This is a genomic window from Candidatus Komeilibacteria bacterium CG_4_10_14_0_2_um_filter_37_10 (assembly GCA_002793075.1).
Lineage (GTDB): Bacteria > Patescibacteriota > Patescibacteriia > UBA1558 > UBA1558 > UM-FILTER-37-10.
The window spans coordinates 14,085-39,627 of sequence record PFPO01000085.1; the positions used below are offsets into that span (position 1 = coordinate 14,085).

Here is a 25,543-nt window from a genome sequence, read left to right on the forward strand (position 1 = left end):
ATGAAAAGGATCAATTTACTAATATTAATAATCATTATCACAGCAATTCTTTGCCCGAGTTTTGTTTTGGCCGCCGTTGATTTGGGAGTCAATACAGCAGCTGACATTGGTTTGGGACAGACAGATTTAAAAACGATTATTGTTAATATCATTAAGGTCCTTTTAGGTTTGTTAGGACTGGTTGCTATTATTTTTATTCTTTATGGTGGCTATACTTATTTAACTGCAGGTGGCAATGAAGAAAAAGTTACCAGAGCCCGGAAGATATTAATTAACGCCACCATCGGTTTAGTAGTTATTTTATCAGCCTTTGCCATTACTAGTTTTATTTTTAGTACCTTAAGTGACGCCACGGGTTTAAATAATGGTATCAATAATAATGGTAATGTAAATTTACCACCAGGTGGTTCAACTAATCTATATATTAATCAGTGGCAACCCAGTAATAATTCAGTGAATGCGCCACGCAACGTAGTTGTTTATGCTTTTTTTAATAAAACTCTTGATGCCACCTCAGTCACCGCTGATGATATTGTATTTAATAAGGAAGTAGGAACCGGTGGTGTTGCTTTTGACTTTCAAGTGATTGATCGTGCTATTAAGATTATCCAAAAAAATCCATGTGATGTTGAAGGCGTGGAGTACTGTTTAGGTGAAACTACCGGTTATTATATACAAATAGTTAATAATATTAAATCAACAGACGGCAAGGATTTGATTTGTGATAATAATTTATATCCTTGCGAGTCACACTTCACAACGGGAACAATCATTGATTTAACTGGCCCGGTTTTAACTATTGTTCAGCCGGTTTCTTATAGTCAAATAGGTGATGGAGTTTTAACCAACGTCTTGGCTCAAGCCCAAGATGAAACAGGAATTTCTTACGTTAGTTTTCAAGCCAACGAGGTAAATACCCAACCCGAAAGCATGGTAACTAGTGAGCCATATCAAGTGAATTGGCAAGTTAGCGGTTACCCAGAGGGCTCCACGGTTAATTTGCGAGCCCGGGCGGAAGATTTATGCGGCAATGTTAGTGAATCATCCGTTGTCCCAGTTATTATTAGACCAGCGCATTGTTTTAATCGCGTGCAAGACGAGAGCGAAACAGGAATTGATTGCGGTGACGGTTGTGGCGCTTGTTTGGGGGAGAGTTGTGATAGTAATCCCAGTCCATCGTGCGAACCAAATTTTAGTGCTTGTGCCGTCGGAAGTTGCGATCAGGTACAGTGTACTTGTCAACTTAACCCAGTGATTCTCAATATTTTGCCAGATAATGGTGCCGTTGGTAACTATATAACAATTTTTGGTCAAGGCTTTGGTTCTACTCCTGGTACGATAACTTTTTTGGGTACACCAGTGAGTGGTGATGAAAAAGTTGCCCCCTTAGCCGCTTGCATCAACGCTTGGTCAGAGACACAAATTATTATTGAGCTACCGGTGGGAGCTGTGACTGGTGGTATTAAATTAGCCACCAGCGGTAATAGAATTGATACCACGCTTGATGAGTTGGGATGGCAAGGAAATTTTACCGTCAACACGACAGTGCGTCCCGGCGTTTGTAATATTAATCCGGCTGCTGGCGTGGCTTTATCCGCTTCCGATTTATATGGTAAACAATTCACTACGCAATCAACCGGCAATGCCGTGGTTACTGGCGGTGTTACCGCAGCTGTTAATGATTGGCATGATCAAAATATTGAATCAGTGATTCCTAATTTAAATCCTGGTTCAGTTTCCGTTCACGTCAAGGTTGCTGGGGAAAACAGTAATCCCGTTTTTTATCAAGTAGTGCCGGATATTCTCAGACCTAGCATTGCTTATTTAGAGCCAGCTAATGGTCCCTTAAGTACCTACGTCACTATTCATGGCGATAATTTTGGTTATAATCCGGCTGATATTTTGGTCCGCTTTGTTAATTCCGGTAAGGGTTTAACTTATCCAGCGGATTTAGATTTCCCTACTGTTTGTGGTACAGGATTGATGAATAACAATGAAATATTAGTTAAAGTACCGCGGGTTATCGCTGGTGAGTTAGGAGCGTGGGAGGTTATTGTTGATCGCAGTAATAAGTTGAGCAATGCAGAGATATTTACCGTGGATACCACGCCATTATTGTCAGGCATGTGTTTATTATCACCAGACAACGGACCAATTACCACACCAGTAGATATTTACGGTGAAGGATTTGGTTTAGTTAGTGGTTTGATAACTTTTGCTGCTGATAAAATAGCGGCGATCACCGAGTGGACTAATGCTCATACTAAAACAGCCGTACCAATAGGTAGCGTGACCGGTCCCGTAGCAGTAAAGTCTAGCAGTGGCGCTCAGGGTAATAGTATTAATTTCTCTGTGGGTGCTTGCGTGGCCAATAGTTGCGTACCAGGCAAAGAGTGCTGTGGTGATGGTATTTGTCGCACCACTGGCAATTGTGCTGCTAATACTGGCGCTGACGAATATAGTTGGAATTTTACTACTGGTCAGCACTTATCACCATTTATCGTCGAGCAAGTTTGGCCAGAATGTGAAGACGCCTGCATTAACGCAGTTCTGGGTATCAAGTTTTCTAACCCCTTGGATATGGATAGTATATCTGATATGAGTATCGGTGTTTATCCTTGTACTGATGAGCAGTGTGATAATTTAGGACCGGAAATTCAATATCGTTACATTGAAAATGAGGTGGGTTATTATGATAGCGCTAATTATATTTTAACCATCGTTCCCAAAAATAATTTACAAATTAATAAAAAATATCGTGCCGTAATTAAAACCGGTGAATTGTATTTAGTAAATACCGAGGGTGGTCTTATCGAGAATATTAATTATTCAACTAATGGTATTTTTGACGATGCTTATTCTTGGATTTTTAAGACGGCCGATCGTTTGTGTACCCTTAGTCGCGCTGGCGTGCAGCCCAATAACACTGTTTTATATCGAGCCGAAGAAACCGCGGATTTGACCGCTTATGCGTATAGTGATCCTGATAGTTGCTCACCAAGAGGTCAGCAACTAGACGCCTATCAATTTGATTGGGATTGGAACTCAGTTCCAGCAAGTATTGTTACAGCGATGGAGAAAGATGTAGATAATAATGGTAAGCAAGATCCGATCGCTACGATGAAGTCAACCGGACCACCATTCCAAGATGGCGTTGCTAATGTTTCGGCAAGTACTCTAGGGCACAGTTCTACAGTACCAGTTAACGTTGATCTGGATATACCAGTAATAAGTGGTATTACTCCGGACAATGGCATGATCAGAAAGGATATTAAAACACTAGTCACTATCCTAGGAAATAATTTTGGCAATCTACCCAACGACAGCTATGTTTTATTGGGCAATGATCGGACGGGGTACAATCGTGTTAAAATAGCTGATTGTACTAACAGTTGGTCCAATACTCAGATTATCATTGAAATGCCCTTGAATACTTGGTCTGGCGATCGAGTGAAAGTTGTTAAAAATACTGGCAGCGCTATCTCGACACAAACGTTTACTGTGAATAATACTTTACGACCAGCACTATGTTCTATTACGCCAACTTTTGGCACGGATGATAGCTTGGTAACGATCACTGGATACAATTTTGGCGATACTAAAGAGAATAGCACAGTCTATTTTGGTCAAAGAACAGTGGATAAAATAGATAGTTGGTCCAATACTTCTATCTCGGCCCGTGTTCCCGTGGGAGCCGACGGTGGCCCGGCTTATGTTAAAGTCTTAGGCACTGATTCCAATACTCTAAATTTTGATATGAGTCCTTATATTGATTATCTCAGTCCCGGCGCCGGACCAGTTCGGCAGTACGTGAGTATTTACGGTGGTAACTTTGGCAATGGTTATGTGCAATTTGGTGACACCATTGCCAATATTGCTGATTGTGAAGGTAGCTGGACCAATAAACTAATTATTGCCGAGGTACCAGAATCCATGAAGACTGGTACTTACGATGTTAAAGTCGTGAAGAATGGTAAACTATATTTCCGCGATGATTTTAACATGACCGATATTGATGTAAATAAATGGTCATTTAATAAAGTGGCTAATTGGCGAATTATTAATAACTCTATTTCCGTACAAAGTGCTACCGTTAAACAGATCATGTTTAGTAAACAGGTAGTTACCAGTACCGACTATGTTTATAATGCTAAGATAAAACCAAACTATCCTTGGCCAGTTGGTTTAGTATTTAATTATGCCAATAATAATTATTACTTATTGGAAATGGCCGAGTATCCCTATACCTCTATCTATACTAACCCGGTCACTGGTCAAACATCCACTTATGTTTATTCTGATTTTAAGGGTTTGCGTATTAAGAGAAATGGTGTGGTGATGGCAGCAACCGAGAGTTGGATCTTTTCCCGTAACCGCTGGTATGATTTACGCATTGAAAAAAGAGGTGGTTTGATTACGGTGTTTATTGATGGCACCCAACGATTGTCTTTTCAAGACCCCACCCCGTTACCCAATGGTAGTGTTGGTTTGTATTCTGATTATGGTTATTATGTTGCCTTTGATAATGTGATAGTTGGCGCACTGGATACGAACAATATTGAAAGTAATAAAAAACCATTTTCGATTAATACCAATCCATTGGGCGTCAATCTCTGCGCCTTGGAACCTGATTATGGTAAAGCGGGAAACCAAACCTATTTACGAGGGGATAATTTTATTTCTTATAGTAATATAGTAGGTACCAAAAAAGGCGCACAATTTAGCGCAGTTAGTGGTAGCTGTCTAGTGAACGACGGTCAGTATATAGGAAGTTGTTCTAATTTTACCGCTGACTATGCTTTTAATTTTCCCACTACCGGTTATTATCGTTTATCAGCTAAAACTGATAACTACTCAGAAGATTTGACAGCCATAGACATTCAGCACCAGGTAAAAGTATATATTAATGGCGTCTATCGAGCAGAGTTTTATAATTTAGCCAGCACACCAGATATCCAAACCGGCATTGTTGACTTAGGTCAGGTACCATCTGGTAATCATACTGTCAGATTGTCCTGGGTCAATGATTGGTGGGGTTATGGTCAAGGAATGCTGGGTGACTCTAATATGCGTATTCATCAAGTTGATATTTTGGGAGAGAGGAATGATAGTAAACCAATTTTTACTAATAATGTACAGACGAGCGTTAATAGCTCGGGTATGAATTTTTTGAACACGACAATAACAGCAGCAGTTAAATCAGGACCAGTTAAAGTTTTAAAAAATGTGGTTTCCGGCAGAACGTGTATTGGTTTCCATATCGGCTCATGGTGTCCAGGTAATGTTTATCAAGATAGTATCATCACGGTGGAAAGTAATACGGTACCTTTCTACTATAACGCTGACGGCTGTATGTTTGCTACTGACTCATCAATGGATCCTAGCTTTCCACCGGTCGCAGTAGAAAATAGCCAAGCCGTAGGCACGCTAGCTACCGACGGTAAGTATGTTTATGGTAAAAGTTGGAGTAGCTATGATGAATATGATCGGGTGATTAATAAAATTGGCACCGGCTATCAGGGCACAGTGGCAGGTAAAGATTATGGAGCGCTAGCAACCGTTACTGGATCTATTTCTTTAACTTATGCCCCAGATGGCTTTCTCTATAATGATGCTTGTTCCGGTAATAATTTAGAAAAAATTGATATAAATACAGGTCAGAAAACTACATTTACTGTGAGCGCTGGTTTGCTTAGTCGCGACTCGGGCGTAACTGGCTCAGGCTGTAAAATGATTACTTCTGATGGGCAGTACATGTATAGTTTGTCCTATGGCCACGACGGTTTTGTTTATAATGGTTTTAAAGTACGCGTCTATGATCCAGCAAATGGTTGGTCGTTGGTGCGGGAGTGGGTATCTGGTCAAGATTCATTTTATACTGATGGTATTATTGCTGATGGTAAGTATGTTTATGCACTAGCTTGGACTGGTACGGTTCGTAAAATGGATGTCACGACCGGTCAAATCATCGATCAGTGGTCAACTCACCAGGGACATCCGATCGGTCACGGTAGTAACGTTATCTCTGGTCAGTATGATTGGATTAATAAAAAAGTTTATTTGGGCGATTTAGTAGAAACAGGTAGAGAAATTGGGCAGGGTATTTATCCAGCAACCGGCCCAGCTTATTTGTATCGCTATAGTTGTAATACGGAAGATATTCCCACGAGCGATTTCTTTATCACCGAAGTAAAGCCAGTAACACCGCCGCCGGCACCTCGTAACTCTTTGATTAGATTATTTTTTAATAATAATATCGAGCCAACATCGTTTGCTAACGAAGACGTATTAGTACAAAATATTACTCCTACGGAGCCAGAAGATTTAGCTTATACGGCTAATATCACGGGTAATTTATTGGAATTAACAGCCAATGCCACCTGTCCAGCACCGAATACTAATTTATTCTGTTGGCCCGCTTTGAGTACTATTAAAGTTACGACAAATGAAGGATCGATCATGGCAACCGATGCCAAGGCCTTGGGATGCTTCAACGGCAAGTGCACTCACCAGTTTGCAAGTTCCAATGCGATAGATTTAACTCCACCGAGTATCAGTATTATTGAACCAGTAAATAATGCTCGCATTACTCAGAACTCTGTAGTGCCAATTATTGCCGAGGCCACTGATGACTCAGGCGTTTCTTATGTCGAATTTTTTGTGGATGATCAGCAAAAAGCAAGAGTTGCTACAGCAATGGCTTTTGAAACAAATCGATCGTACGAAACGGTTTATTATGGTACCAGAGCACTAAGCGCTGATTTTAATAAAGACGGTTATGAAGATTTAGCAATCTTTACTTACTGGGGGACTAGTTATGACATTCTGTTGAATAATGGTCAGGGTAAGTTTTTACCCAGAAAAAATTATAGTTTAGGCGAAAATTATATTTATTCTTCCCCAGTGATCGGTGATATTAATAATGATGGCTATTCAGATATTATAATATTGTCCATGTGGAGTAATGGTAAATATGCTGTTATTTTGAATAAAGGAAATGGTCAATTCAAAGATCCTGTTTGGCATGAGACTGGTTTTAACTATACTTACAGAGCAGTTCTGGGTGATTTTGATAAAGATGGTGACTTAGATATGGCTATTTCTAATTATGCTTCATATTACAGCTCTATTTCTGTGGCTCTTTATAAAAATACCAACGGTACTTTTAGTCAGTATCAGACAATTAACTATGGTAACACCTATAGTAACTACCCCCGGGGTATTGTGGCCACTGATTTTAATAACGATGGTTATGCTGATTTGGCAGTTTATAAAAATAGTTGGGACAGCAACGACAGTAAAAGATTATATATTTATTTAAGTGCTGGCGCCTCTGGCCAAATGTTAGAGAAGTCAACATCTAAAAGAGCTGATTGGATTACTGATATGGTAGCTGGTGATTTTAATAATGACGGCAATCAAGATTTAGCTTATGTTTCTTATTATTATTATAATTATGGCCCAGGGGAAGTCCTGTATGGCAATGGCGATGGAACATTTGGCAATATTCAGGCAATCAAGCAATATACAAGTAGCAGTTATAGCAACTATAATTATTTGCAGGCAATCAACGTTGATCATGACGGCGGTGACGATTTGGTTATTAATAATAGCTGGCCCTATCAAATAACTTACCTAATCAGTAATGGGTACACCTTTGCCAAAGAAAAAATAATTAGTACTGCTAGCGGATGGCACGAAAACTTTGCCTTTGTTGATGTTAATAATGATGAGTATTTAGATTTGGCTATACCAGATTATAGTGGATCAACACAAATTTTTGAGAATAATCAAGACACGACATTTGGTATTAATCGGATAATGAGCACACAGCCCGGAACCACTAGTTTTCAGGCGCAAGATTTAGATGGTGACAATATACCAGAATTAGTAGTTGCTGCCTCTAATCAATATTCCTATTATACCAACAGTGCCAATTCTTATATTTCTGTTTATCGGTCTAATTCAGTTAACAATGTGTCTTATCAAAATGTTTGGCAAAAAGCAGTGTCTATGAAATATGTTTCTGGCACGGGCACTTACACAACTACTGGTGCGCCGCAAGCTGTTGGTCTGTCTGATTTTAATAAGGATCAATATCAGGATATTGCAATTAGTAACTATCGTTGGGATGTTAGCGATCGCCAAGTTTATTTATCTACTGGTAAATTGAATTGGGCAACAGCAACTTATTTGCCAAGTCAGAGTAGTATTGGTATTTATGGACATATGGAAATTGGTGATTTAGATGGTGGCGGTGATCCTGATTTATTGTCTGTTAGTATGAAGAATAAATTTGAAGCCAAAATTAATAATGGTCAAGGGGTGTTTACTGAGCAAATTATTGATCCCGGCACCATTGAGCAATGGTCAATAAATGCTATAGCTTGGGCTGATTTAAATGGTGATGGTAAGAGCGATTTGATTTATAGCAGTAATGATAGTTTGAATATAGTTTATAATAATAAGGGCCAATACGATTTTACGCAAAAAATTAGTTATATCGATGATTGGATCCAGGATATTTTAACGGCTGATATAGATAATGACGGCGATCAGGATATTTTGGTATCAGCTAATGCTAATAGAGGTTGGCTTAGCGTTTATAAAAATATTGGCGGCGAATTCCAGTCCAGGAGAATACCATTAGCAAGCAATACCTATGCTTGGTCTGGTGCTACTGGTGATTTAAATAATGACGGATTAGTAGATTTTGTTAACCTGGATTCTAATGGCAAGGTATCAGTTTTATACAATCAGGGTAATGGTAATTTTGGTCAGGAGACAGTTTTGAAATTAATGAGTTATAGTTATGGCTATAGTGACGATAAAATTAAGATCGTTGATGTAAATCGTGATAACGTACCGGATGTTTTAGTTGTTGACTCGTCTGGTAGTGGTATTATCTTTGTTTATAATAAGCAGGACACTAATTTGTACAGTTGGAATTGGGATACTGTTGGTTTAGCCAAGAATACGACCCATAAATTGCAAGCCAAGGCATATGACTTAGACAGCAATGCTAAATTAAGTTCGCCAATTAATGTTACTATCGTTGCTGAGCATTGTACTAATTTAGTGCAAGATGAGGATGAAACTGGCATTGATTGTGGTGGGGTAGATTGTCTAGTTTGTCCGCAAAGTGGAGATTTCCATATTGTATCTAAACGCCCGGAAGGTAGCGGGGTGTGTACGAATGAAGCAGTACGAGTTACTTTTAACAAACCTATGGATCGCGTTAGTATTAGTAATAGCTCTGTTCAGGTTCGCTGCCGCGGTCGTGATTGTCCTGTTGGTGGCGTAGTATCTGGTACTTTTAGCTTTACTGATTTGCAAGACAGCGCCCCAAAAACTTTTATTTTTTATCCTAACCTACCAAATCAACAATGGTTACCATTTTTAGAATACCAAGTTTATTTACTGGCTGGGCAAATTCGTAGTCTTGATGGTGATTTATTAGCACCGCAAAGTTGGCAATTTGATAGTTCTGACGCTCAGTGCGCTGTTGATAAAATTGAGCTGACGCCACCATCGGCAACCGTTGGTATCAATAAAGAAACAATATTTACTGCTTTGGTTAAAGATAAGTATGATAATAACTTAACGAACGCTTTAGAAAATTGGAGTAGTGCTGACGCAACTATCGCCAATATTAATCCAGCTATAATTAACGGTGATTTCTCAGACGATCTGACTGGTTGGAGTAGCTTTGTGACCGGTACGAGTGAAGAGATTGTGGCCATTGAAGACCTTAATAATAATAAGTATTTAACAATTACTGGCAGTGGTAGAGCGGAAGAAGCGGAAGCATATATTATTGCACAACAGTTTATAGATATTGAGCGGGATAGTAATTACGCCTTGTCTTTTAATGTCCGAGTGTCTGATGGTGTCAGGAAAGCCGGTGTAGAAATTTGGTATGTTAACGATGAGAACAATCGTAAAGAAAGATTATTTGAATCGGATTTTATTGGTCAGACTGATTGGTCGTATCATAGTTTTAATTTTGATATCAGCTCGGGGAAAATAGAGTTAAATTGTTATTTGCAAGATCAAGATGATCATAACCCAACATATATCTCTTGTGATAACCTCCAATTAATTAGGGGCGATAGTAATATTAATGAAATTCAATACTTCCAAGGATTGTCTGAGGGTCAAACTAAGGCGCAGGCCAGAATTGGCAATATAGTTGGTGATGCTGATCTTAATGTTGAGTTAGCACCTGACGCGCCGCGGATTTTGGAAGAACCCAGCTGTAGTAATGGCAAAATTCAAAGTCCGTCACCGCAACGTAACGCTACGAATGTTTGTCGGCAAGCAGCAGTTTCCGCTTTGTTTACTCAAGACCTGGATCCGACAACGGTTAATAATGCCAATATTTATTTAGCTAGAGAGCAAGAATCTGCATGTCAGTCTGGTTTTTTACCCTGGCAAAAAATTAAGAATTTATGGCGCATGTTATTAAAAAATACTACGTTAAATTCCTTAGCAGCAGTTGATAAGTGGTGGTGTCCAGTAAGTGGTAGGGTTACTCCATTCTATCAAAATGATAAGGTCAGGGGATTTATTTTTAGTCCGGATACAAATTTGGGAAATAGTGTTCATTATCGGATGACTGTCACCACCGGCGTGAAGAGTATCACTGGGGTACCAGTGGCGGTTAATGATAGTTGGAGTTTTGCTACGGCTACTGATGCTGACTGTGCCGTTGCTACTGTTTCTGTGGAACCGGCAACTAAAGATGATTTGGCTATTGGCGTCAAACAAAATTACACATCAATGGCCTATACCAATCAATGTTTTTTGATTAATAGCAGTGGTCTTAATTGGAGCTGGAGTAGCGCTAATAGAACCATTGCTCAAGTTTTGCCGGCAGTAAACAATCAGGATTTTGAAGATGATGATGCGGGATTGAGTCCAACTATTTGGCAAGCAGCGGATAATTTAGAGAGTTGGCAAGTTGTCAGCGTTGGCGCTCCTCACGGTAATGCTGTGACGCAGACAGCACCCAATGCCAAAAATTATTTATATCAAAATATTAGTGGTTTAATTCCCAATAAATCTTATCACATCACTGTTTGGTTTAAACGAACCGGACCAACTGATGCTGGTACTGGTCAGATATGGTTTAATGATATAGCCATTCCTTTGACGGGCAACTATAATACTTGGAATCAAATTGATATCACTCGGCCAATTATGCAAGATGAACTGCAAATCAGATTGATAATAAATAGCGGTACAGTATATTTTGATGATATTAATATTGAGATGGTTGGTGATACGCAAGATGTTTTAAGTTTGACAGTTGGTCAAACAACGGTCAACGCTACAACGAGTGGAAAAAACGGTAGTGGTAGTTTAAAAGTTATTCCTGGTAATTGTGGCAATAATCGATTAGATCCCGAAGAAATTTGCGATTTTGTGTTGGCGGAAGTTGGTGAAGTAGCTGTGTTTAATCCATCTGATTTAACCTGTGAAAAGAAAGGCTATAGTCGTGGCGGAACACTGCAATGCACCTCAGCGTGTCAGTTAGATACTAATCTATGCTTGCCGGGTTTACCACCGATCAACGAATGTATTAATAAGGAAGTGTCAGTATTTTTCCGCGATCGCGTTGATCCTAATAGTTTAAATAGCAACGGCACTGGTTTGACTTGTTTAAGTGGACCAGAAGAGGGAAATAGTTGTAGTGATCACGTTGATTGTCCAGATAGTTATTGCGGGGTAGTAAATCCTGGTCGAGTAGAACTTAGAGAAATGGATATTAGTTGTCGCCCAGTGGTAAAATCGGATAGCGGTAATAGATTATTAACACTGTATGATCAGTTGCGTAATTTTATCAAAGTTAAAGTTTTACGAGCGGCAAATTGTAATGGCACGTCATTATCTATTCAAGTCTATGTAAATAGAATTGGACCGTATAGTAAAATATATGTTTTGCCAGTCACTGGCCTGCAAGCTAATAAATATTACACCTTGACGGTGGCGGGTGGATCTGACGGTATTAGTTTTTTACCAACGGGATATATGGCAACAGATTATACTAGTTCCTTTAGTACTGGCTTGCAAACTTGCTTGTTGGACCGAGTAGAGATAACACCCAGTGCCTATAGTTTTAATGAGGCTAATAAATCGGCGACTTTTTCCGCTACCGCCTATGATCAAAATAACAATGCTATCACCAACGCTTCTTATACTTGGAGCGTAGTTGGTAATGGTAGCTTGGTTAGTTTAGTTAACCCCAATAATAGATTTACAACACTCAGTGCTAGTGGCGCCGGTAATGGCGATATTACATTACATGTTAATGTTAATGCTGGCGCTTATGGTCAGGGACAAGCCGAGCTGCCAATAAATATTTTCTTATGTTCCTTGCCTTGGACTTATCAAGAAAGTAATTTTAATTTTAGTACTCGTTATTGTCGCACTCAAGATAAGAATATTGTTTATAATAGTAATATGGAAACAGATATTGATAGTAACAATATTGCTGATGGTTATGATCAATGGCACGGAGAATTACATAAGCCTCACGAGATCAAAATAGTAAGCGAGGCTAATAATAAATATTGGCAACTATATAGTCGGGGTGAAGACCAGGGAGGGGAAATTGAAGAATATATGATCGTATCGCAAGCAATTATGAGTATAGTTCCAGGAAAAAAGTATACCTTTTCTAGCAAAATAAAAACAACAATGCCGGGTGCTAGTGGTAATTGTAATGACGGCTTTGCTTTGATGGAGCTGTGGGAACTGAATGCAAATGGTGTCAGAATACCCGGACAGAGTAGCAATACTACTATTTGTTCAACAGCTGATTGGCAAACAAAAGCAATAACAAGACAGGTTAGTGCGAACGCTAAGGGTGTAGAAATAAATTGTGGTCTGCGTGTTTCAAGTAATGAAAATGCCATAACTGTAAGTTGTGATGATTGGCAACTAGAAGCTAATGATCAAGCGACTGTTTATCAGGCTGGCAATGTACTACCAGCATTAGAAATGAAGCCAGGGACAGTAATTGTGGGCGAGCTAACTAATAATTTATTTACTTTAAGTAAATATGGCATCTATGATGCTATTGGCGTTCGTACTTACGCCAACTATAATCACTTCTCGCCCCAAGCCTGGTATCAGAACAATGCCAAGTATCAAGGGTCGCCAACTTCGCTGGCGGTTAATAAATACTCGGCTATTAACGAGGGTCGATCAACCTATATTAATTTTGCCAATGTTGTTAATACCGATCAAGTTTACACTAATATTTTACTAATATCCTATACTGATCAAGCAAATACTATCACGCAAACAATTTACAATGATTTTTATAAAAATCTCACATTTAATAGCAATTTGACAGATGTAAATAGTAGAGAAAAGTTGGCGCGGGATACTAAAAGATGGGAAGATATTTATCAATTAAGAACTTTATTGCAAAGTTATAAAAGTTTAAATAATAATTATCCAATTTTATTATCCGGTACTTATTTACCAAATACTTCCGTATCAGCTTGGGATTCGTGGCAATCTACTTTCGGTACTATCTTGGGCGGCACCGTACCGCAAGACCCAGTTAATACCCATCAGAATTGTCCAGCTGGTTATGATCCTATCACTTGTTGGCGGCCAGCCACAGCAACTTATTATTGTAGTAATTCTCATGTTTATAAGTATAAATATGAAACAAACTCTTATAATATTTTTATGAATTTTGAATTTGATGGTCGTTATTGGATGCACGGTTTCAATAGCATTTATCCGCCAGATAGGACTTCTATAGGTAATAGTACTAGCTGTGAATCAGTCAAAATTACTCCCACAACAATTAGCAATAATATTTATTAATAAATTTGTTAAATAATTTATGTTTGAAGATTTACAACCAACATCAAAACAAGAACCCGAGCAAAAGTCGATAAGTCCATTATCACCGACGGCACCAGCTAAGGCACTATTGGATCATGAGCCAGAGGATATTTTTGCCACCTTAGAAAAGGATGATCATGATTGGCGTACAGAGCCCAGTGCCGTGTCAACACCGGTCAGTAAAAAAGAACCAGTAGTAGGGCCCATTGAGCCGTTAACTAAATTGCCGGCGAGCATTAAGTTTAATAGTGGTATACTGGGCAATAAGAAGATATTGATTGCTGCTGGAGTTTTATTACTGGCTATTATTGCTGCTGCTGCGTTTTTGTTATTACGACCAAATTCGGAACCAGTGGTGCAGGAAAATACTAATGTTGTATCCAATAGTCCAGAGAATACCGCCAGTAACGACCAGCCCAATAACAATGAAAATCAGTCCAATAGCAATGAGCAAGACAATATCAATCAACCAGCAGAGCAAGTTGATGCCAATACTGATAGTGATGCTGACGGTTTAACAGATAAACAAGAAGCAGCGCTCGGCACTGATCCCTTTAAGGTGGATAGTGATCAAGATGGTTTACTAGACAAGGAAGAGGTAATGATTTATAAAACCGATCCCTTAAATACTGATACTGACGCCGATGGTTATGTTGATGGTATTGAAGTTAAAAGTGGTTATAATCCTAATGGTCCGGGCAAATTAAACATTTTGCCATAAATTATTGAGCATGGAGGAAAATAAAAACACAACATCAGAACAACCGAACAACCAACAATTTAGCGGTTATGCTCTTAATTTTCAAGATGAACAAAAAACGCAAGGCAATGACAAGATTAAGAGTTGGTTGATTATTGGTAGTATTATTTTGTTAGCTATTTTGGTAATAGCCGGTATTATTTTTTTTGTTTATAATTTACGGCGCCAAGCGCCGGCAAGCAGTGATTCGACTAATCAGCAAGCCGAACAATCAGCAGATCAAAAAAAAGGCGAGCCAGTACCAAAGCAGGATTTAAGTACCCCGGAATTGCGTGATGAGCAACGATTGAAAGATGTTACTAATATCCGCAATGCTTTGGGGTCTTATTATCAAGACCATCAAGCTTACCCCGATGTGTTAGAAGATTTGGTCAGTAAGTATTTAGAAATACTTCCCAATAATCCTAAACCAGGTGGTGAAAATTATGTCTATCGTCCTCAGCAAAACAATCAAGACTATAAACTATCATTTACTCTGGAGCGCGGAGCGCAGATGGATAGTATTAATTTGGCCAGCGGCAGATATCAGGCCACGACCAGTGGTTTTGAACCAATTACTAGCGAACAAAAAGCGACTGGTACGGAGGATAGTAAGACCAATGAGAGAGTTGAAATTATTAATGGTTTAGACAGTGATAAAGATGGCGTCAGTGATATTGAGGAGAATATTTATCATAGTAAATCAGCCACTATGGACACTGATCAAGATGGCTATACCGATGGTACAGAAATTACCAGTTTTTATGATCCCGCTAAGGGCCAAGGTGCGCTACTTATTGATTCTAATACCGTTAATAAATATGATAATAAACGATGGGGCTATACCGTAGTCTATCCTGCGGAATGGACGGTTAAAGCCCTAACTGAAGATAATCAGGAAGTAATATTTAATTCTGCTACTAGTGAATATTTTCAGATTATTATTCAACCCAATCCCGTATCGCTATCCGCGCGCGCCTGGTATCAGAAATTTAATCCCACCATTGACAATAGTCAGCTGATTGATTTATCAATCAATGGTTTAATTGGCGTGCAAACCAAAGATGGCTTAAATACTTATTTAACTGTTGGCAGTAATATTTATTTATTGATTTATAACTTAGGTACGACCAATCAATTGAATTATAAAATAACTTATCAGTTATTTTTGAAAAGTTTTGCCATCCGTCAAGATTTTTTGGCTGAACAAGTTCGTTATGATGAAAAAAGAGAGCAAGATGTGACTGCTATTCATCAAGGATTATTAAAATATATGAATAGTCAATTATCCTTACCATCAACGATAGATAATAAAACAGAAACCAGTCAACAAATAGGAACGCTGGTTGATGGTTGCCAAAGCAGTTGTCATGAGTTGACTTTGGAAAATCAGTGCGTTGATTTGAGTAGCTTCCTGGCACCGATGGGTCTAACGCAGTTACCCAAGGACCCTAGTGGCGGTTCGGATGCGAAAACTGGTTATTATCTGAATTTACAAGCGGATGGTTCTCTGTTAGTTGGTTCCTGTCAAAGTACTACCAAGTTAATAGAAGTAAAAAATTAATGTTAACAATAAATTATTATCATTGGGAATTATTCCCCAAGGCGATTATTGGGTTGGTGCAGAGGATTGTCCGCCAAACTTATCGGCAACTTAAATTATCTTTCCCGGTCTCGATTATTATCGCTGATCAAAAGACAATTAAGTTATTGAATTATCAATATCGTCAGAAAAATAAAGTTACTGATGTTTTATCTTTTTATTATCCAGAAAAAAAAGGATACGAGGAGGGTGAAATATATATTTGCCGGCAACAACTAATAAGACAGGCCCAAGAGCGGGGAGTAACAGTAAGCTATGAAGCTAGTAAATTAGTAGTGCATGGTTTGGTACATTTGGCTGGCTATGATCATGAGAAAAAAAAGGATTATATAATTATGGAAAAGCTAGAAGAAAAATTATTAAAGTATTTTGTTCATGAATTTTAACAAAAGTCTAAAAAGAGCTATTCTGGGTATCAAAATAGTTTGGCAAAGTGAATCAAATTTTCGTATTGAAGTTTGTTTAGCACTACTGGTTGTCATTATGATGATCGTATTGCCAACCACCTATTTAGAGAATGCTGTTTTGTTACTACTAATTGGTATTGTTCTTGTTTTGGAAATTTTAAACTCCACTTGGGAAAGAATTATTGATTTATTAAAACCCCGCCTTAATCATTATGTGGGCGCGATCAAGGACATGCTAGCTGCCAGTGTATTGCTTGCGGCAATTTTGTCTATTATCATTGGTATTATTATTTTCAGTCGATATTTTTTCTAAATATCCGCTAAATTTTAAGAGAACAATTTAATTGTTCACTTTTTATAGTCAACTCATTTGGCAGTACCTGACTATTCTGTTATAATTTAACTAAGTTATATAATATTAATTATGGCGCATACAGAAATTATTTCCGGTATTGACATTGGCTCTAGTAAAGTCCGTGTTGTTAGCTTGCAAAGACTAAAAAATGGGTTAATTCAAGTGGTAGGTGCAGCGGAAGCTGATATGGAAGGAGTAAGTAAAGGCACTATTAAAAGCATTGATGAAGCAGTATCCAGTATTTCTAATTGTTTGGAGAAATCAGAGCGGATGATTGGCTTACCAATTGAAAGCGCTGTGATTGGTATCTCTGGTAGCCATATTATTAGCCAGCCCAGTAAAGGTGTAGTAGCCGTTGCTAAAGCTAATGGTGAAATACAAGAAGATGACGTGAGTCGCGTGATCGAAGCAGCGCAGGCAGTGGCGACGCCACCTAATTATGAAATATTACACATTATTCCTTTTGACTTCAATGTTGATAGTCAGGACAAGATCAAAGATCCTATTGGCATGACCGGAGTTCGCTTGGAAGTTAATGCTAAAATAATTCTGGGTTTGACTTCCCAAATTAGAAATTTGACCACTTGTATTTATCGTACCGGTGTTGATATTGCTGATTTAGTTTTTTCTATTTTAGCCAATGCGGAAAGTACGCTGACCAAGAAGCAAAAAGAGCTCGGTGTGGCTTTGGTTAATATTGGCGCTGCCACTACTTCGTTAATTGTTTATGAGGAGGGTAATATTTTACAAGCCAAGATTTTACCAATTGGTGCCAATCATATTACTAACGACTTAGCTATTGGTTTACGGACGCATACTGCTGTGGCAGAAATGGTTAAGTTGGAGTATGGTCAAGCCTTAGCACGAGATATTAGCAAGAGAGACGAAATTGACTTAGCTGATTTGGCGGAGACAGAACAAAAGGGCACCATGATCTCATTAAAGTACGTAGCGGAAATTATTCAAGCACGCTGTGAGGAAATTTTGGACTTGGTCAATGCCGAGTTACGCTCGATTAATCGTGATGGTTTACTACCGGCTGGTATTGTCATTACTGGCGGTGGTGCTAAATTGCCACAGTTAATTGAGTTAGCCAAAAAGAAATTAGGCTTACCAGCATTTCTTGGCTACCCATTAGAAATTAATTCCGCTATTGATAAGGTTAACGATCCCGAATACACGCAGGCTTTAGGTTTAGCGATTTGGGGTATGAAGCAGAGTGGTAGCAAGAAGTCCTTGCGTGATAATCCCTTCTCATCTACCAATCAAACTGTTCGTCGGGTACGTGATTGGTTTTCCTCTTTATTACCATAGAATAAATAATAATCATAAGAGCATATGTCAAAATTTATTGCTAAAAGCAAATCAATGGAAATAAAACCAGAAATAGAAACTTTTGCTAAAATAAAAGTTGTCGGTATTGGTGGTTCTGGCAGTTCGGCTGTTAATCGTATGATGAAAGTCGGGATTCGTGGTGTGGAATTTATTTCCGTCAACACTGATGCTCAGGATTTGTCCAGCAAAGATGCTCATAAAAAAATTCATATCGGTCGGAACACGACAAGAGGATTAGGCGCTGGTATGGATCCGGAGATTGGTATGAAATCAGCTGAGGAAAATAAAGAAGATATTCAAGCAGCCCTGCAAGACGCTGACATGGTCTTTATAACCGGCGGTATGGGTGGCGGTACTGGTTCTGGTGCTTCACCGATCGTGGCGCAAATCGCTAAAGAACTTGGTGCCTTAACAGTAGCTGTGGTAACCAGACCTTTTGCTTTCGAAGGCGCGCAAAGACGTAATATTTCCGAACGAGCTTTGGATAATTTAATTGATAAGGTTGATACTATTATTACCATCCCCAATGATCGCCTATTGCAAGTTATTGATAAAAAAACCTCATTATTAGAAGCTTTTCATGTTGTTGATGAAGTATTACGTCAGGGCGTACAAGGGATCTCCGAGCTGATCACGATCCCGGGCTTGATTAATGTGGACTTTGCTGACGTGCGGTCAATCATGAAGGATGCCGGCAGCGCTTTGATGGGTATTGGTCGTGCCAGTGGTGAGAATAGAGCCGTTGAGGCGGCAAAGCTAGCCATTGATAGTCCTTTGTTAGAGATGTCGATTAAAGGTGCCAAAGGAGTATTATTTACTATTACTGGCGATCCCAAATTATCAATGTTTGAAGTCAATACTGCCGCTGAAGTAATTACCTCATCGCTCGATCCCAATGCCCGAGTAATCTTTGGTGCGGTCATTGACGATCGGATGGACAACGAAGTTAAGATCACGGTGATTGCTACTGGTTTCAATACGATCAAGCAGATTGAAAGCATGAGTAATGTTAAGAGCTATACACCCAATCCGGTTGTAGAAAAATTTGAAGATATAGATAGTGATAAGAAGACCGATCGCAAACCAGATTTTTTCAAAAAAAAGGAAGAACCCAAGAAAAAAGTAGAGGAAAGTACTGATGAATTAGACATCCCTACTTTTATTAGAAAGAAAATGGGATAATGCACTGTCCAATTTGTCTATCAAAGAATACTAAAGTATTAGACTCGCGTTTAGTCGCCGATGGTTTAGCTATTCGTCGCCGTCGAGAATGTGAACGTTGTAATTATCGTTTCTCCACTTATGAAGAAATGGAAATTTTGAATTTAACAGTGATCAAAAGAGATGGTCGCCGTGAATCATATAGTCAAGAAAAATTGATTAAAGGCATTAAAAGAGCATTGGAAAAAAGACCGTATACCCAAGATGCTTTTAAAAAATTAATCAGTCAGATGGAGCGGGATATTCAAAAAAAACGTAAGGATGAGATTACTAGTAGTGATCTGGGTGAAATTGTGGTTCGTCATTTAAAGAAATTTGATCAGATCGCCTACGTTCGTTTTGCTTCAGTATATTATTCATTTAGTGATTTGACCTCATTTCAAAAAGCGGTGAGTAATTTAATTATTAAAAAGCAGAAAAGTAAAAAGAAATGAAAGACGAAAAAAATATTAATACCGAATTCTCCTTAGCCACAGTGGAAAGCAGATTGGATAGGATGGAGCGGGAGATCGAGAAAATCCGAAAGTATATTCTTTGGGGTCGAATAGTTGGCACCATTCAAGTACTATTAATTTTAGTGCCGATTATTATCGGATTATTAATTCTACCATCTTTATTAGGAAGCTTGAACAAAGTTGGTAGCGGAGCGTCAATATTGGATTTACAAAAATTGTTGCAGCAATATCAACAAATACCACTGAAAAAATAACTAAGCTATTCACGTATAATTAGTTGGGAGTATATTTTAAGTAAGATAATTATTTAAAATTTATGAATTTTTGGAAGACTGATCAGCAAAAAATAATTATTATCATATTAATCAGTTTAATCGCTGGTGGTATTGCCGGCGGGGCTACGGGTTTTGTGGCAGCAACTTATCTGCCAGCAGGATTTAATCAAATGTTTTCCCAAATTGGTTTGTCAACGCCCTGGCCACTGGCATCAATAAGTAGTAGTCAATCAGCAACTAAGAGTGAAAATCAAGAAGCTGTAGCACGAGTTACTGAGGAAAAACTATCAGTGGAGCGAGTGGTAGAGACAGCCGGACCAGCTGTGGTTTCCGTTATTGCGACGAAAGAAATATCACAACTTTATAATCAAATCGGGTCACTTTTTCCCTGGGAAGAATTTTTTTCTTCCCCCTTTGGATTTAATTGGAATGGCTGGCCCAATCAGCAACCACAGCAACCATCCAGCCCGCAACCAACCGAAAAAAAACAGGTTGGCGCTGGTACGGGTTTTATTATTTCCCATGACGGTATTATTCTCACCAACAAGCACGTTGTCGAGGATGAGCAAGCAACATACTCTGTTATTTTGGCTAATGGAAAAAAATATGAGGCTACTGTCCTAGGTCGTGATGCTTTTAATGATTTGGCTGTTATTAAGATTGCCGAAAAGAATTTACCAACTTTGCAGCTGGGTGACTCGGGAAAAATTAAAATTGGGGAAACGGTAGTGGCTATTGGTAATGCTTTGGGTGAATATAGTAATACCGTAACCACTGGTATTGTTTCTGGCTTGGGACGTGAAATTGAAGCTGGCAATGGCTTGTCTTCAGAAAAATTGGAAGGCGTGATCCAAACTGACGCGGCAATTAATCCCGGAAATTCTGGCGGCCCATTACTCAATCTTTATGGTCAAGTTATCGGTATCAATACGGCCGTTAATCAAGCGGGCCAACTAATCGGTTTTGCGATACCGATTAATACTGCTAAGCAAGTAGTGGATAGTGTTAATAAATATGGCAAAATTGTGCGACCATTTTTGGGAGTGCGGTATGTGATCCTCAACGATGCTATCGCTCAGCAGAATAAAATAGATTTTAATTATGGCGCTTTAATTATCCGTGGTCAAAATAGAGAGGAATTAGCCGTGATGCCGGGTAGTCCAGCCGATTTAGCTGGTTTGGTAGAAAATGATATTATTTTGGAAATTAACAATGTGAAGTTGGATCGGGAGTTATCTTTAGCCAAAGAAGTGGCTAAACATCAACCGGGCGATAAAATTACTTTGAAAGTATATCATCGTGGTCAAACCCAGGATGTGGTGGTACAATTAGCAGAATATAAATAATATGAAAATACTAATTGATCAAGCGCAACAACTACAGCAGCGAGTTCTTGAGCTCGGGAGGTTACTTTGACTTTGCTCGTAAAGAACAAGAGATTTTTCAACTAAAAAATATTTCTCAAGAACCTGCTTTCTGGCAAAACCAGAAAGAGGCATCTTTAACATTGCAACGATTGAGTAATTTGGAAAAAGAGTTAGCTAGTTGGCAAGAATTACAAAAGCAAATTACTGATTTACCACAGTTGATTACCGTTACTGAATCTGACGACAATCAAACTGAATTATTAACCATGATGGAGCAGTTAGAAAAAAGAATTAGTCAATGGGAGTTGCTTAGTCTGCTTAGTGGTAAATATGATCAAAGTAGCGTTATTATGAATATTTATGCTGGCGCCGGTGGCACCGAAGCGCAGGATTGGGCGGGAATGCTACTGCGAATGTATTTGCGTTTTGCAGAAATAAAAAATTGGTCGGTTAATATCATTGATAGTAGTCTGGGAGCGGAAATTGGTTACAAAAGTGTTACTTTGGAGATCGTTGGTGATTATGCTTATGGCTATTTGCAAGGCGAGGGTGGTGTTCATCGTTTAGTGCGCTTGTCACCATTTGACGCTGATCATGCTCGTCATACTTCTTTCGCTATGGTTCAGATCATGCCGGAATTAGCTAATGCCGATGCTCAAGTAGTGATCAATGATGAGGAGATTAGGATTGATACTTATCGAGCCTCAGGTAAGGGCGGTCAGAAAGTTAATAAAACCGAGTCTGCTGTTCGGGTTGTTCATTTACCGACCAGTATTACAGTCACTTGTCAGAACGAACGGTCGCAACAACAAAATAAAGAAACAGCCTTACGAATACTGAGAAGCAAGCTACAAGTATTAGCGGAATCGCAAAAGGAAGAAGAAAAAAAACTTATACGTGGCGAGTTAACAACAGCCGCTTGGGGTAATCAAATCCGATCTTATGTTTTGCACCCTTATAAAATGGTCAAAGACCACCGAACGAATTTAGAAAGCACTGAGCCACAAAAACTCTTGGACGGGGAACTTAATGATTATATTAGCTCTTATTTAAGATATAAAAGGATCAAGGAAAATGAAAAATAATTTATGGTACATTATTAAATACGGTTTTTTTGTTTTAATGTGGTTAACCATTATTTGGTTTTTGTCTGATCAGTCCAATCTCGCATTACCATTATCATCATTTTGGGATTTAATCATTCGCAAGATGGCACATTGGTTTTTTTATACAGTTCTCGGATTACTATTAGTTAAGTTGATTACGGGATATGTTTCTTGGTCTGTGGATAATTATCATCGTTATTTATTATTGGTGATGATTTTTTTTCTGGGTGTTTCTTTAGCGGCTTTTGATGAGATCCATCAATCATTTGTGGTTGGTCGGGTGGCCAGTATTTGGGATGTATTGATTGATAGTTGTGGTCTTTTTTTTGGGATTTGTTGGGGTGCGCGTTTACAAACTAATCGTTTAAGGCATAGTATTAGGGTTTTCTTGACGAAATAATTTTGTTATGCTAATTTAGGATATCAAGCAAAAAAATAGTTCATTAAATACGAGGTTATCATGCGTCAATGGCCGGTGAGAAAATGGTTAGGCGTACTATTATTATTAATGGTAGTAGCCATTGGTTTATGTCGTTTATTTATAGTTTTGGATCAAGGTCTGGAAAGTATTAAAGATTGTGTCAATCTGCTTTTATTATATGGCGTATTGGTACTATCATTCATTAATGCCAGTCAAATGATTAATAATAGGAATTGGCTGAACTTAAACGCTTGTTTAACGATATTGATCGTTATACTTTGGGTCTTTATGCGTTCGCTGGTTGATTTGAATTATGATTGGCACCATTGGTTAATATGGTTGTGGTTGCCACTTATTTTAATTGATATTGGCGAAAGCATTCGTACCGTAAAGTTATTTTAGTTATTTAAATTAAACAGGGTCTACTAAGGATCCTGTTTTTATGTTTAGAAAATACTCTTGTTTAATTGGCTTTATAGTTGGTTTAATTATTTGGCAACAACCCGGGTTAGGTGTGGCTATTTGTTTAAGTTTATTAGTTTTTTTATTAATTGAAGTTCGGAAGCTAATAGTAATTTTTTTTCTTATTGGCTTAAATATTGGTTTTTTACGGATGACGGCAGCCAATTATTATTGGCAGTCAGATACCAGTTTGTTAAATTCCCAAGTAAATGATTATCAAGGTTTGATTAGTCAAGTGCCAAGACAAACCACGGACGCCCAATGGTTGACTGTGAAATATACTATTAACAATCAATCAATTAAATTATTAATCAAGACCTCGCTCTATCCGGTTTATCAACGTGGGCAATTTATTAGTTGGCATGGCCAATATCAGCTTAATAGTGATAGTCAGCAGCAAGATTATGGTAACTATTTGCAAAGCCAAGGAGTCGTTGCCGTATTTTTTCAACCACCGATTAAACTACTAATATCGACGCCAACCAATAGTTGGCTCGATCAATTGAAAGAAAAAAGTATTAGTATTATTCAGCGTCAGATGATCGAACCAGAAAGCAGTATTATGGTCGCTTATTTTTTCGGTGCCGATGATTTAATACCACGGGCCTGGCAAGATCTTTATCGTCGCGTCGGTATTAGTCATGTCATCGCTATTTCCGGTATGCATATTATGATCATGGCTATGCTACTACAAAAGTTTTTGTTTTACTTTTTTTTATCCAAAAAAAGCAGTCAAATAATAACGATGATATTTTTAGTCTCCTATGTTTTGATGATTGGTAATCAAGCTTCGGCCCTACGCGCACTACTGATGTATGTAATTTTAACTATCGGACAAATGCTTTATCGTTCATCTCATAATTTTTACACCCTATTAATCGTTGCTGTTCTGACATTATTCTGGCAACCACTTTTACTATTTTATGATTTAGGTTGGCAACTTTCTTTTTTAGCCGTTGCTGGTTTGATGTTTTTAACCAAATATACTCAGCAAATATTTTTCAGTACTAGTACCGTTGCGCAAACACTGGCTGCGACCCTGGCGGCAATGATTATGACTGGTCCTTGGCTAGCTTATAAATTTGCCGGTTTTTCTTTTCTGGCACCCCTAGCTAATGTTTTAGTAATCCCAGCTTTTGATTTTCTCTTAAGTTTGGGTTTAATAAGTTTATTACTGAGTTTTTTGTGGCCGGCGTTAGGAACTGTATTACTCCAGATTTGTTGGCAAGTTATTCACCGAGTAAATGAAATTGTATTTTGGCTAGACAAACATCTTCAATTTTTTTGGTCGTTTAATCAGCCCAGCTTATTAATGGTAACGATTACTTATCTATTAATTTTATTATTTATAAACCGACTGTATATATTTTCTTTAATAAAAAAAAGCCAGTTGCGATGAACCGGCTTTAATAACTTTATTCAATTTGAATAACATGACGAAGTTTTTTATGGATAAATTCCATAACGTCCTTGTCGTCTTTGGCTGCAATAGTGGCTTTAATCGGAATGGTATTGAAGACGTGTACCTTGATGGGACTTTGTGGCACATTAATTTTCAGAGCAAGATTTTTTAGATCTCTTAAACTATAGCCTCGTGTTGTATCATCAGTGTTCAAAAGATGAATTTCGTTGACACCAACAACCTTTTTTACGGTTCCTGTAATCGGACTTGGGACGTTGTCGTGAACAAGGCGGAATGTGCACTCTTTTTCTGGTAAAGCAGTAATTGCTTCTTTCATTAAATAACCTCTAATTTTAGTGAAGAATAAAGTATTTATTTAGTAAGAACTGGTGATTAGTACAGTAGTATATAATTAATTATTTGTCAAGATGAAAAGGTAATGTGCACACACATATTGCACTTTCTAGTAAACTAGGGCTATATGTCAAAAACTATGCCAAAATCAACACAAGAAGAAAAATATAGG

The 25,543-nt window shown here is 38.3% G+C and carries 14 protein-coding genes and 1 pseudogene; 14 read left to right on the forward strand and 1 reads right to left on the reverse strand.

Translation table 11 applies throughout. From position 1 onward, the window contains the following. From COX77_04365 to COX77_04430, 14 genes and pseudogenes are all read left to right on the forward strand, one after another. Complete coding sequence (locus COX77_04365; GenBank protein PIZ98476.1) at positions 1–13,848, forward strand: hypothetical protein; 13,848 nt, start codon at positions 1–3, stop codon at positions 13,846–13,848. Between the two features lie 19 nt (positions 13,849–13,867). Next, complete coding sequence (locus tag COX77_04370) at positions 13,868–14,590, forward strand: hypothetical protein (GenBank protein PIZ98477.1); 723 nt, start codon at positions 13,868–13,870, stop codon at positions 14,588–14,590. Between the two features lie 10 nt (positions 14,591–14,600). Then, positions 14,601–16,172 carry a hypothetical protein gene (locus COX77_04375; GenBank protein PIZ98478.1) on the forward strand — a complete coding sequence of 524 codons (1,572 nt, stop codon included), beginning with the start codon at positions 14,601–14,603 and terminating at the stop codon, positions 16,170–16,172. Then, the gene (gene ybeY, locus COX77_04380; GenBank protein PIZ98479.1) at positions 16,172–16,597 is read left to right on the forward strand and encodes an rRNA maturation RNase YbeY; all 426 of its coding nucleotides are present in this window, start codon (positions 16,172–16,174) and stop codon (positions 16,595–16,597) included. The genes COX77_04375 and ybeY overlap by 1 nt, the downstream gene beginning before the upstream one ends. Then, the gene (locus tag COX77_04385) at positions 16,587–16,931 is read left to right on the forward strand and encodes a diacylglycerol kinase (GenBank protein PIZ98480.1); all 345 of its coding nucleotides are present in this window, start codon (positions 16,587–16,589) and stop codon (positions 16,929–16,931) included. The genes ybeY and COX77_04385 overlap by 11 nt, the downstream gene beginning before the upstream one ends. Before the next feature lie 111 nt (positions 16,932–17,042). Further along, entirely contained in the window at positions 17,043–18,287 is a 1,245-nt protein-coding gene (gene ftsA, locus COX77_04390) for a cell division protein FtsA (GenBank protein ID PIZ98481.1), read from the forward strand. Positions 18,288–18,341: 54 nt separating this feature from the next. Continuing rightward, positions 18,342–19,490, forward strand: a complete 1,149-nt coding sequence (locus COX77_04395) for a cell division protein FtsZ (GenBank protein ID PIZ98488.1) — start codon at positions 18,342–18,344, stop codon at positions 19,488–19,490. Continuing rightward, positions 19,490–19,963 carry a transcriptional regulator NrdR gene (locus COX77_04400; protein ID PIZ98482.1) on the forward strand — a complete coding sequence of 158 codons (474 nt, stop codon included), beginning with the start codon at positions 19,490–19,492 and terminating at the stop codon, positions 19,961–19,963. The genes COX77_04395 and COX77_04400 overlap by 1 nt, the downstream gene beginning before the upstream one ends. Beyond that, a complete protein-coding gene (locus COX77_04405; protein PIZ98483.1) occupies positions 19,960–20,238 on the forward strand; it encodes a hypothetical protein in 279 nt (92 codons plus the stop codon). Before COX77_04400 ends, COX77_04405 begins: the two co-directional genes overlap by 4 nt. 191 nt (positions 20,239–20,429) lie before the next feature. After that, the gene (locus COX77_04410) at positions 20,430–21,605 is read left to right on the forward strand and encodes a hypothetical protein (protein ID PIZ98489.1); all 1,176 of its coding nucleotides are present in this window, start codon (positions 20,430–20,432) and stop codon (positions 21,603–21,605) included. Between the two features lies 1 nt (position 21,606). Continuing rightward, positions 21,607–22,711 (forward strand): annotated as a pseudogene (locus COX77_04415) (peptide chain release factor 2). Then, positions 22,701–23,132, forward strand: a complete 432-nt coding sequence (locus COX77_04420) for a hypothetical protein (GenBank protein ID PIZ98484.1) — start codon at positions 22,701–22,703, stop codon at positions 23,130–23,132. Before COX77_04415 ends, COX77_04420 begins: the two are co-directional and overlap by 11 nt. Positions 23,133–23,192: 60 nt before the next feature. Beyond that, entirely contained in the window at positions 23,193–23,555 is a 363-nt protein-coding gene (locus tag COX77_04425) for a hypothetical protein (protein PIZ98485.1), read from the forward strand. A gap of 40 nt (positions 23,556–23,595) precedes the next feature. Further along, the gene (locus COX77_04430; protein ID PIZ98486.1) at positions 23,596–25,014 is read left to right on the forward strand and encodes a hypothetical protein; all 1,419 of its coding nucleotides are present in this window, start codon (positions 23,596–23,598) and stop codon (positions 25,012–25,014) included. A gap of 16 nt (positions 25,015–25,030) precedes the next feature. On the opposite strand, the gene COX77_04435 is transcribed toward COX77_04430, so the two are convergent. Then, positions 25,031–25,354, reverse strand: coding sequence for a hypothetical protein (locus COX77_04435; protein ID PIZ98487.1), 324 nt, complete (start codon positions 25,352–25,354; stop codon positions 25,031–25,033). Positions 25,355–25,543 lie beyond the last annotated feature (189 nt).